Source organism: Pleomorphochaeta sp., assembly GCF_050031695.1.
Lineage (GTDB): Bacteria > Spirochaetota > Spirochaetia > Sphaerochaetales > Sphaerochaetaceae > Pleomorphochaeta.
Genome location: NZ_JBNAIC010000050.1, coordinates 1 through 12,326 on the forward strand (window position 1 = coordinate 1; position 12,326 = coordinate 12,326).

Annotated in this window: 10 protein-coding genes; 6 read left to right on the plus strand and 4 right to left on the minus strand. The window is 27.0% G+C overall.

Annotation, left to right across the window (positions count from 1 at the left end; translation table 11 throughout):
* Positions 1–768: amidohydrolase family protein (locus ACPKM0_RS08885; RefSeq protein WP_472475250.1), on the minus strand; the 768-nt coding region annotated here is incomplete at its 3' end.
* A 274-nt stretch (positions 769–1,042) separates the two neighbouring features.
* Between ACPKM0_RS08885 and ACPKM0_RS08890 the strand changes: the two genes are divergently transcribed.
* Both ACPKM0_RS08890 and ACPKM0_RS08895 read left to right on the plus strand, forming a co-directional pair.
* A complete protein-coding gene (locus tag ACPKM0_RS08890) occupies positions 1,043–1,756 on the plus strand; it encodes an IspD/TarI family cytidylyltransferase (protein ID WP_472475251.1) in 714 nt (237 codons plus the stop codon).
* Between the two features lie 3 nt (positions 1,757–1,759).
* On the plus strand, positions 1,760–2,806 hold the full coding sequence (locus ACPKM0_RS08895) for an NAD-dependent epimerase/dehydratase family protein (protein ID WP_472475252.1): 1,047 nt from the start codon (positions 1,760–1,762) through the stop codon (positions 2,804–2,806).
* 37 nt (positions 2,807–2,843) lie between these two features.
* Here ACPKM0_RS08895 and ACPKM0_RS08900 read toward each other — a convergent pair whose 3' ends face one another.
* On the minus strand, positions 2,844–3,788 hold the full coding sequence (locus tag ACPKM0_RS08900) for a hypothetical protein (protein ID WP_472475253.1): 945 nt from the start codon (positions 3,786–3,788) through the stop codon (positions 2,844–2,846).
* 207 nt (positions 3,789–3,995) lie between these two features.
* On the opposite strand from ACPKM0_RS08900, the gene ACPKM0_RS08905 reads away from it, so the two are divergent.
* Positions 3,996–5,273: an FAD-dependent oxidoreductase gene (locus ACPKM0_RS08905; RefSeq protein WP_472475254.1), complete on the plus strand. Its 1,278-nt coding sequence runs from the start codon at positions 3,996–3,998 to the stop codon at positions 5,271–5,273.
* 48 nt (positions 5,274–5,321) lie between these two features.
* On the opposite strand, the gene ACPKM0_RS08910 is transcribed toward ACPKM0_RS08905, so the two are convergent.
* Both ACPKM0_RS08910 and ACPKM0_RS08915 read right to left on the minus strand, forming a co-directional pair.
* Positions 5,322–6,374, minus strand: coding sequence for a hypothetical protein (locus tag ACPKM0_RS08910; protein ID WP_472475256.1), 1,053 nt, complete (start codon positions 6,372–6,374; stop codon positions 5,322–5,324).
* 475 nt (positions 6,375–6,849) lie between these two features.
* Positions 6,850–7,644: an alpha/beta hydrolase gene (locus ACPKM0_RS08915; protein ID WP_472475258.1), complete on the minus strand. Its 795-nt coding sequence runs from the start codon at positions 7,642–7,644 to the stop codon at positions 6,850–6,852.
* 349 nt (positions 7,645–7,993) lie between these two features.
* Between ACPKM0_RS08915 and ACPKM0_RS08920 the strand changes: the two genes are divergently transcribed.
* From ACPKM0_RS08920 to ACPKM0_RS08930, 3 genes are all read left to right on the plus strand, one after another.
* Positions 7,994–9,511, plus strand: coding sequence for a peptidylprolyl isomerase (locus ACPKM0_RS08920; protein ID WP_472475260.1), 1,518 nt, complete (start codon positions 7,994–7,996; stop codon positions 9,509–9,511).
* 121 nt (positions 9,512–9,632) lie between these two features.
* The gene (locus ACPKM0_RS08925; RefSeq protein ID WP_472475262.1) at positions 9,633–10,673 is read left to right on the plus strand and encodes a DUF2804 domain-containing protein; all 1,041 of its coding nucleotides are present in this window, start codon (positions 9,633–9,635) and stop codon (positions 10,671–10,673) included.
* A gap of 108 nt (positions 10,674–10,781) precedes the next feature.
* Positions 10,782–12,326, plus strand: a 1,545-nt coding sequence (locus ACPKM0_RS08930) for a DEAD/DEAH box helicase (protein ID WP_472475263.1), incomplete at its 3' end; no start/stop codon positions are given.

Below are 12,326 nucleotides of genomic sequence, written 5' to 3' on the forward strand. Positions count from 1 at the left end.
TAGATGACTAATTTCTAATTTTACTTTTACTTTCTTTGCTAAGCTTATTACTTCATTTAATGATGTAATAACATCATCGCCTTCACATCTATGATGAGTTGCAAATATTTTATTATGTTTTTTAACAACTTTAAGTAAAGAAATTAGTTCTTTTTCATTTGCAAATAAACATGGAGGATAATAAAGTCCTGTTGAAAAACCTATACATCCTTGTTCTAAACTAATATCTAAGAGACGACACATCTCATCTATTTCACTATCAGTTGCTTCTCTATTTGCATTAGGTTTAATAACACAAGCTCTTAAAGCACTATGACTTTGCATAAATAATACATTGGTATTGGGAATATTTTTTTCAACTTTTTTGCAAAATGAATTAAAATCAAAATAATCATAATTATATGATCCTAAAACATCTTTTGTTAATTCATGAATAGAATTAACAACATCATCATCGTCTAAATCAATTGGAAATGTACCAACACCACAGTTTCCCGCTATTTCACAAGTAATTCCTTGCTGAATTTTACTTCTCATTTCTGGTGATCTTAAAATTTGTAAATCTGAATGACCATGAACATCAATAAAACCTGGTGTAATTATTTTATTACTACAATCAATTACTAAATCACAATTAATATTTATATCTTTATCTTTAACTATTTTTGTAATTTTATTAGATTCTATTAAAATAGAAGCATGGAATGGAGAATTATTGTCTCCATCTATTATTATTGCATTTTTTAACAAATATGTTGATTTATTCATTTTTAATTAAATCCTCAGAAAATATTATTTAATCATACTGCAAGGTCTAACACAATTTTTTTTTATATACAAGGTTTAGTTATCTAATACACAAACACAATTATACTTATTTTTCCTTTCAATTAACATTAAAATAAGTCCATATTTATTTACAACAAAATTAATAACATATATACTTCATAAAGTTTGTTATAATTTTTATAAAAATAATTATTTTTATTATATTGTTTATAACAAAAAAATAAATATAATTGAAACTTGGAGGTTTTAATATATGAACATTGCTTTAATAATTGCTGGTGGGAATGGGCAAAGAATGCATCAAGATATACCAAAACAATTTATTAACGTTGACGATAAACCAGTAATAATTTATACACTCGAAGCTTTTCAAAAGCACCCAGATATTGATTCGATTTATGTTGTTTGTTTAAATGGATGGCATGAAATTCTTTGTGCTTATGCTAAACAATTTGAAATATCAAAATTAAAAAAAATTGTTTGTGGTGGTAATAGTGGAATGGAATCTATTAGAAATGGTATTATGGCAATAAATCAAGATTACAATGATGAAGATATCGTTTTAGTTCATGATGCAATAAGGCCTATGGTTTCACAAGGCATAATTTCAGATAATATCGCAAAATGTCAACTTTATGGATCTTCAATTGCTTCAATTCCATGTGGAGAAGCTATGTTAGAAACGTTGGATAAAAAAATTTCCACATCACAGTATGATAGAGATAAATTAATGAGAGCTCAAACCCCTCAAGCTTTCCCACTAAATAAATTAGTTTGGGCACATGAAGAAGCAATAAAAAGAGGAATAACTAATTCAGTAGCATCTTGTACACTAATGATTGAACTAGGAGAAAATGTTTATTTTTCTGCAGGATCTGAGAAAAATATTAAGTTAACAACTCCTGATGATATTGAAATATTCAAAGCCTTATTAGCTACTAAAAAAACAACTTGGTTGAAAAAATAATTTATGTATTATAATAATAAAATATATCAAAATGATTTACTTTCAATAATTAATGACAATAATTTATCTAAATTAAATGATAGGTCCATTCTAATCACAGGTGCTTCTGGGATGATAGGCTCTGTAATTGTAGATGCACTTTTATTTAACAATGAACAAAATAATACAAATATAAAAATATTTGCATTAAGCAGAAATACTAATACATTAAAAAATAGATTTATTTCTAATATTAATAATAAGAACTTAATATTTATACAACAAGATATTAGTAATGATTTTAATTTCGATTATAATTTTGATTATATAATCCATGCTGCTAGTAACGCATATCCAAAAGCTTTTTCACAAGATCCAGTTGGAACTATTATAGCAAATGTTAACGGTGTAAAAAATTTATTAGACTATAGTAAAACTCATGGACTAAAGAGATTTTTGTATATATCTTCTGGGGAAGTCTATGGACAAGGAGATAGTAATATTGATTCTTTTGATGAAAAATACAGTGGATATGTTGATAATACAAATGCTAGATCATGCTATCCAAATGCCAAAAGAACTTCTGAAACACTTTGTATAGCTTATAAAGAACAATATTCTATTGAAACTTTAATAGCTAGACCTTGCCACATTTATGGAGCTTCAACAACAAAAAAAGATAACCGTGCTACAGCACAATTTATTAATAATGTTATTAATGATAAAAATATTGTAATGAAAAGCAATGGTTTACAATTAAGATCTTATTGCTATATTAGTGATTGTGTATCTGCTATAATTAAGATTCTTTTTGAAGGTAAAACTGGTAATGCCTATAATATTTCTAATAAAAAATCTAATGTGACAATACGTGAATTAGCTCAAACCTTAGCAAAATGTAATAATAAAAAAGTTATATTTGAAAACCCAAGTGATATAGAGTTAAAAAGTTATAACCCTGTTACAAAATCAGTATTAAATTCTTCTAAATTAGAAGAATTAAAATGGGCAGCTAAAGTTAATCTAAAAGAAGGTTTACAAAGAACAATTGATATTTTACTTGATAAATAAACTAATAATAATAATATCCTTTCTATAATGGATATTATTATTCATTTAAATTCAATAAAGCATCAAACTCTTTATCTAAAGAAATCTCAAATAAATTAATTAATTTTGTATAATTTGATTTACTCAAAGTAAGAGCAAGATTTGCCCTTAATTCATCAATAAGAGAAATAGGAATAATAGCTAATGGAAATCCATTTTCTAAAAGTATTGCCGCAAAAATTAATGAAGCAAATAAGAAACTATGTTCTTCAAATGGTTTAATTCTTAATAATCCGGCAAACATAAAACTTGCTTTAACTAAACCATTTACAATGGTCCAATCATTATCATATTGAAAGATTAATGTTTCTATTTGCATATCAACATCATATTCTTTTAAATCAAACGAACTAGGATTAGAAATTTTAGCATTTCTATAGTTTGGTAAATAAAAATCATCAATGCTTTTAAACAAATCTTGATATATATCTTTAATTCTAGCTTCACTTATAAAAGGATTAGGTTTTGAGTTATATGGTAAAATAGGACCATAACCCACTTGTTTATAGAAATTAATTAAAATAGATTTAGCATTTAAGATTAGCATTTTTTTATCAAATGAAATATTAGAATAATTTTTATCAGCTAAAACTTTAATAATGTCATTTGAATCAATTTTTTCTTCACAAAAAGCAAATAATAAAAACCTATTAACACTTTCTTCAAAATAATTTTGATATTCTTTTAAATTAGAAATAACTTGATTAAAAGAATTTTGCTTATTAATTAAATCATTAAAATTTAAAGAATCAACTCTTAAATCAATATTTTTAATATGTCTAATTGTTCTTCCATCTGAAGGTTTAGGCGCAGTTGATGGAATATTCCAAGCCCAAGAAGATTTTGTAACACCATCTATTCTATTTTCACTACAAAGGATTCTAACTCTTCTCTCTGAGATTCCCCACTTCTTACTTGCCTCTTTAACACTAATATATTTCACTACAACACCTCAAAAGCTACCTATAAAGGAATTATAAATTAAATTAAATTAGATAACAAGCTTTTCTTATAAACAATGTTTCATTCCATATATTATATTATAAGTTTTAGTTTGAATAGAGGTTTTTTACATTTGACGTTTTTTACAAATTTTAAGATAATGTAAAAGATGTTTAAAAAAACATATATTTAAGGAGCTCAAATCTTAATGAATAAATATGATGTAATAATTGTTGGTTCCGGCCCTGCTGGTATGGGGTGTGCTTTTTCTCTTTTAGAACAAAAGCCTAATCTTAAAATCTTAATTTTAGATAAACACAAATATTCAACTGGTGGAATGAGAAATGATTGTAAAATGAATTTTACTTATCCTATTGGTTTTCCAACAGAATATTGGGAAAAAGAATTAGCTGATGAATATTTGGATAAAGTTATTGATTTATTTAACCCAAATATATTAGAGAAATCTAATATAAGAAATTATCAAAAAAGAGCAGAGAGACTTGGATGTAGCCTACTTGAAATCAAGCAGACACATTTAGGAACAGATGGGGGATTAGAGTTAATTAAAGAAATGCTTAAAAAACTTGATTCTTATGGCGTTGATTTAGCTTTAGGTGAAACTATGGTAAGTATAAACAAAGATAAAAAGACCATAGAAACTGATAAAAGAACTCTCTCTTATAATAAAATATTAATAGCTCCTGGAAGACAAGGTTTTCATTTTTTACAAAACATTATGCAAAGTTTAAATATAGGATATGTTGATAACATAGTTGATATTGGAATTAGAGTAGAAACTCAAATAGAACAATATCCTATAGTAAAAGATTACTATGATCCTAAATTCTATTTCCCAGAAAAGGTTAGAACTTTCTGCACAAATAGTGGTAAAGCTCATGTAGTAAGAGAAACTTATACAACAAATAATGGTGATAAATGGTTTAGCGTAAATGGACATGCATATTCTAATAATGGGAATAACCAAAATGGTTTAGTTAACTTCGCAATTCTAAAAACTGTTAAATTAACAGCACCTCTTGCAAGTGGTCAGCAATATGCTGAAAATTTAGGGCTACAAGCTGCTCTATTAGGAGGAGGAAGACCCCTTATGCAAAGAGTTGGTGATTTTAGATTAGGTTCAAGAAGTAAAGAACATACATTTAACTCTGATCCTTACAATTTTAAGCCATCACTTCCAAACTGTACTCCAAGTGATATCTCGTTAGCTATGCCTTCTAAAATACTAAGAGCAATTTGGAAAGCTATGAAAAATCTTGATACTATAGTACCGGGAGTACTACATCCTTCAACTATCATGTATTATCCAGAAATTAAATTATATGCTAATAAACCAACATATAAAGATGAATATTTTAAAGTATGTGATGATATTTATTTTGCCGGAGATGGAGCTGGTACCTCAAGAGGTATTACAGGCGCTTGGGCAAGTGGAATGAGAGTTGCTATGGGAATGCTTCAATAATAGTTATTTTAAAGACTTGAAATTTATATAAATCTCAAGTCTTTATTTTTAATTAAAACTACTACCATAATCTCTTGCAACAAAATCTTTTTCATCACTATAAGTTAACCCAATTAATATTGCATAACTAAACATGAATAATAAAGAGTGAATATTCTCTTGCATTAGTGCAAAATCTACAAAATATGAACTTAATAATATAGCAAAAACTTGAAAGAGGAAAAATAAAACAAATCTTTTTCTTCTATAGGAAGCACTAAAATAATCTTTGAAAACAACAACCATTGAAAAAATCAATAATCCAACGAAACCAATTAAAGCTAATATACCATAATTAACTAACAAGGTAATAAAGATATTAAAATATCTTCCATTATTTGATAAAATTGAATTCGCATTTTCAATATTATTATTAATAAACAATTGAGCTAAATTATCTTGTGAAATACCAAGTATATAATACTTTTTATCAAAACCTAATATAGTATTCCAAACTGCTTCTCTTGGATTATTAACATTGATCCAATTTAGTTTAAACAAATCTATAAAGAATAGTTTAATATCAGCTGCTATAGTAGTATTACTTATTAATACATATAGAACTAAAATAAGTAGCAAAGAGAAAAATACTATAAGTCCACCTTTAGATTTTACTTCATTTTGTACATCATATTTTATCAAAATAATAAAATATAATATAGAAAAAATAAGCACCCAAATTACTAAGCTGAATATTGAACTATATGATTTTGTTAAAAAGATATTAATACAATTTATTAATACTAAAGTAAAAAATAAATAAGTTAAGCGTGTTCTTTTAAAGTAAAGAACTAAGAAAAAGTATATAAAAGTTGAATACAATAGCAAAGATGCTAGTGAACTTGAATCATTTATAATTCCATTTAATGGTTTCCCTCTTGGAGCAACTTTAAATATAAAAGCTTTAAGAGCAGTATTTTGTAATGTATCTGCTAAACCTAAGAAAGAAATTAAATATATTAAAAAACTAATTATTGATAAAGAAGAAACAATTGTAACAAAACATATTGCTATTTTAGAAACACTTCTAATCCATCTATATTTATTGCCATAAATAAGCATCACATAAAAAAACAAAAATGAATGAATTATATAATAAGCATTGTTAAATGACGAAAACGTAGTCTGATGAAACACTGTTAATAAGAGCAAATAAATCATAAATATACTGCTATACTTAAATGCTGGAGTATTAATAACACTAAGCACATTATTTATTTTATGATCATAAAACAATAAAAACACACCCCAAAATATTAAATATAACTTACCAGCTAAACTAATAAAATCATATATTAATATAATAGCTCTTGGAGCACCAATAAAAAAATTATTTATATTCAAAAATAGAGTAAAAAAAATATAAAAATAAATATAAATATTTTTATTTTTGATTAATCTTTTATTATTTTTAATATCCATTATTTCCTAACCTAAAGACACTATAACACAAAAATTTTGCATTGTGTCAAATTGTTTCTTAACTATATTCTTTTTTATTTTTAATTAAAAGTATAAAACAAAAAATACAAATTATTTAAAACGATATATATTTATGCAACCAATTTAAACTTAATTCTTTCCACTGCCCACAATGATCATCAAGTTTATAGCATTCTGTTGTACACATTGATAAACCATGTTCTCCATTAGGGAACATATGATATTCACATTCCACATTGTTTTGTATTAAAGCATTTACATATAATAAACTATTATTTATATTTACTGCTTCATCATCTTGAGTATGCCAAATAAAAGTTGGTGGGACATCTTTTGTTACTTGATTTTCTAGTGATAACAATTCAATTAGTTCATTATTATTTTTAGTTACCCTCATTTTTGAACCTTCATGTGCAAACTCTTTCATAGTAATTACAGGATAACATAAGATGGTAGCATCAGGTGAATTTAAACCATTATCAATATTTGTTAACTCTTTGATTTTTGGATGATTATAAAGAGTTGATAATGAAGCAGCTAAATGAGCTCCTGCTGAAAATCCAATAACGGCAATTTCAGTTGGATTAACATAAAAAACTTCAGCCCTATTTCTTATTTGAACTAAAGCATCACTTAATTCTAATAAAGGATTTAAATCTCCAGCTTCTTCATTTATAGAATATTCTAATATAAATGTGTTCATTCCTTTTGCAAAATAATAAAGAGCTACAGGGTCTTTCTCCCTTGGAGAAACTTTTTCATATCCTCCACCAGCAACTACTACCATTGCACTTCTTATATTATTTAATAAATTGTTTTCATCATAATCATGTATGTAACCAGTTAAAGGCACTCTATTCGGTCCAACTGAAAGCTGAATAATCTTCATTATCCTTATCTCTCCTTAATTATTAAATATAATTAATTTTATTTAGAATAGTTTTTTATATACTATATTTTTAATACTCTAATTACTTAAACACACAATGTCAAATAATATTACAAAATTTCTATATTAATAAATAAATATTTATCCTTTTATAATAAAATAAAACAAATTTTTTATCTCTCAAATATCTATTATCTGAGTAATTTTTATATCCAATTTTAAAAATAAGTAGATAACTACAATCAGAACTAATGAAAAAATAAATAATTGATTGACAGTAATTGCTGTAAATGGTATTTTTCAAAAGATGTATCCAAACGGATAAGACTATTCTAGGAGAGGTTTATACATGCCTTCAAATGATAATAAAGGAACTGATAAAAGTTCAAAAAAGAATGTTAAGTTTAACTCACATAAAAAGAAGAAAGTAAATATAGGTTTTATTTTTGGAATGATTGTTCTAATTTTAATTGCTATTTCATTTGTAGCTGCACCTGCAATTAGTGCAATTGTTGGTCAATCAGCAAGCAATGGTATAACATTTGGTTCTTATGATGGCGAAGAAATCGCTTATACACAAGATTCATATTTTTATGACCAATACCAATTATATGGTTCTCAATATGATACTTCCTCTTCAAGTGGAGACTTAGCTTTATACAATATTTGGAAAAGCGCATTTGATAGCACTGTATATTACACAGCTATTACAAAAATGGCTGAAGAAGTTGGTTTCAAAACAACTGAAGATACTATTAATAGTGCTATTATTAACAGTGGTTATTATGATGAAGATGGACAATTTAGTAAAAAACTATATGAAGAAACTTCAGCACAACAAAAAGATTCTATTAGAAAATCTATTACTAGAAACTTACCATATAACAATGTAGTTTCTGATATTTCAACGGCACTAACAAGTGATGGTGAAACAGATTATGTTTTAACAATGGCAGATAACACTAGAAGTTTTGAATATGTAGTATTTGATTATAATATGTATCCAAGAGAATTAGCTGCACAATATGCATTAACAAACCCTCAATTATTCTATAATGTTGATTTATCTATCATTTCAGTTGAAACTGAAGAAGATGCTCAAGCTTTATTAGATGAAATTAATTCAGGTTCTTCTTTCGCTGATGTAGCTAAAGAAAACAGTTTAGACAGTTATGCTGAAAATGGTGGTACAATCGGTTCAGTTCCTTTCTATGCTGTTCAAAACAATTTCAAAGAAGCTCAAGAAGCTACACAAATATTAGATGGTAGTAAAGGAAATGTATATGGTCCTTTAGAATCATCTAACGGTTGGGCTCTTTATCAATTAAATTCAACACCAAAAGCTGCGGATTATACTGATGAAGATACTATTTCAATCATTAAAGCATATATTGCTTCTAATGATACAAGTGTAATGGAAGCATATTTACTTGAACAAGCTGACAACTTTGTAAGTCAAGCAGAAGATTTTGATACTCTAGCTGAAGACTTAGAATTAAGTGTAAACCAAGTTAGCTCAACTGCACAAAATTTTGCAAATAGTCAATACATGAGTTCATTTAGTTACAGTGATACAACTGGCATCTTAGCTAATGCTGCAACAGATGAAGATACAATGAAATCATTATTTAGTGCTGAAGTAGGTTCAACTCTTGATCCAATAAAAGTTAGCTCTTCATATATAGTAGTAAACGTTAAGAGTGAATCTACTGATTCAGGCATGGGAGAATACTTAAAATCAGTTTATCCTTATTACGCTTCTCAACAAAATGCTACAGATTTACAATATGCTATAATGGCTTCAGATAAATTAGAAAACAATTTTATGACAGTATTTATTGAAAATATTTTAGGTACAAGTAACTAATTTATTCATTAATACAATAATCTTTATATGTTAACTTTGGGACTGATATTTATTTCAGTCCCTTTTCTATTTCATATTTATTAATTTAGGTGTAGTATAGAAATATAGAGGGACAATACAAATGCAAAAGGAAATTACAAAACAAATTAACCTTTTAACAAAAAAAGGTACTCTTAGCATTGAAGGATGGTCAAGAAAACCTTATTTTAATTATAATAAAGAAAATATCAAAGCAAATAAATTTAGAATCAAAGAATGGGACTATTATGCTATAACAAATCAAGAGAAAGGCTATACTATTTCAGCAACTATAAGTGATTTAGGGTATTCAACTTTGGTATCAATTGCTTATATTGATTATAATTTGAAGCAAGTCTCTCAAATTGACAAAGTTAAACTATTACCTATTAAACATATAAAATTAGCAAAAAATTCTATAGATAATAGTTATGTTTCAGTTAGCAATAAAGATCTTCGAGTTTGTTTTGTTAAAAACGGAGAAAAAAGAAAATTATTATTCAGTTCACCTACTTTAGTTTTACCTGATAATAGCATTGGTTTAGATGTTAGTGTTGAATTAACACAACCAACAAAAATGGAATCAATGAATATAGCAACAAGCTGGAAGAAAAACAGAAAAGCTTTTTATTTAAATGAAAAAATAAATTGCATGAAAGTGAATGGAACAATAAAACGCGGATATAAAGTTGAAGAAGTTGATAGTTCAACTACTTTTGCGACTTTAGATTGGGGTAGAGGAAACTGGACGTATGAAAATACATGGTATTGGGCAAGTTTATCCTCTTCAATAGATAATAAAACCTTTGGATTAAATTTAGGATATGGTTTTAGTGATAGATCTAGTGCGAGTGAGAATGTAATATTTTTCGATGATGTAATACACAAATTAGATACTGTTACTTTTGAGATACCAGATAACTTTTTAGAAAAAAATTGGATTATCAAAGATAATGAGGGACGATTAGATTTAACTTTTACACCTATAGTCGATAGGATTGGTTATTTTAATTACGGAATTATCAAAAGTGACCAACATCAAGTCTTTGGAAAGTATACTGGAAAACTAGTTTTAGATAACAATGAAATTGTTGTTATAAAAAATCATCTAGGATTTGCAGAAAAAGTATATAATAAATGGTAAACTAAGGTTGTAATTAGTTATCATATATGCTTTATTTAATTCGGATTACAAATAAAAATATTACATAATTACAAAATGGAGTAATTATAAGTACTATACAGGAGTTACATGCCAGATTTAACAAAATTTAAAGAATTGGGTTTAAGCGAAAAAACCCTTACGGCCTTAGAAAAGAAAGGCTTTGAAGAACCAACAAAAATACAAGAAGAATGTATTCCACTATTATTACAAGATAATATAGATGTCATAGGACAAGCGCAAACAGGAACAGGAAAAACAGCAGCATTTGGTCTACCTATCTTAGAAATAGTTGACCCTTCAATTAGAGCTGTTCAAGCGTTAATTTTAACACCAACAAGAGAATTAGCTATTCAAGTTGCAGATGAAATTACATCATTTAGAGGTTCAAGAGATATTGAAGTAGCATCTATTTATGGAGGTGCATCAATTGATACTCAACTTAGAAAACTTAGAAGAGGTGTTCAAGTTGTTGTTGGTACACCAGGTAGATTACAAGACCACTTAAAAAGAAGATCATTAAAATTACATGAATTAAAATTTGTCGTTTTAGACGAAGCTGATGAAATGCTCGATATGGGATTCATTGAAGATATTGAAAATATTTTAGCTCAAACACCAGAAGAAAAGAGAATGTTATGTTTCTCTGCTACAATGCCAAAACCAATTATGAATCTTGCTTCTAAATTCATGGATGACCCAACAATTGTTAGAGTAAAAAATAAAGACTTAACTAGTAATTTAACTGATCAAATCTATTTTGAAGTTAGAGAAAGTGATAAATTAGAAGCTCTTTGTAGAATAATCGATATGGAAGAAGCTTTCTACGGTATTGTTTTCTGTAGAACAAAAGTTCAATGTGATGATATTGGTAGAAAACTTTCAGATAGAGGATATGACGCAGAAGCTCTTCATGGAGATTTATCTCAAAAACAAAGAGAACAAATCCTTCACAAAATGAAGAAACATAAATTAAGTATCATTGTAGCAACTGACGTTGCTGCTAGAGGCATCGATATTAATGATTTAACTCATGTTATCAACTACTCTATCCCTCAAGCTCCTGAAGCTTATATACACCGTATTGGTAGAACAGGAAGAGCTGGTAAGATGGGTACAGCTATAACATTTATTACACCTTCTGAATTTAGAAAATTTAAATTTATTCAAAGGGCTGCAAAAACAGATATTAGAAAAGAATCTGTTCCAGCTGCTAGAGAAGTAATATCTGTTAGACGTGATAGAATTGAAAGTGAATTATTATCACTATTAACAAATAATGTTGAAAATGATCAATTCTTACCATTAGCTAGAGAATTACTTAATTCTAGAGACAGTGAACAAGTATTAGCATCAGTTTTAAATCATTTCTATAAAGATGCATTAGATGAAAGTAAATATAAAGACTTAACTCCAACTAGAAGATCTAGAAGAAACGGAATGTCTTCTAACTTTAGTGATAATGATAATGGTTATGTAAGATTATTTATAGCACGTGGTAGAAAAGATGGTTTAGATAAGAGAGAATTAATTTCTTATTTAGCTGGTAAAGCAAAAGCTAGTAATGAAGATATTCAAGATGTTACAGTTAGAGATGAATTCTCTTTTGTATCAGCTCCAGCAGCAGTTGCTGAA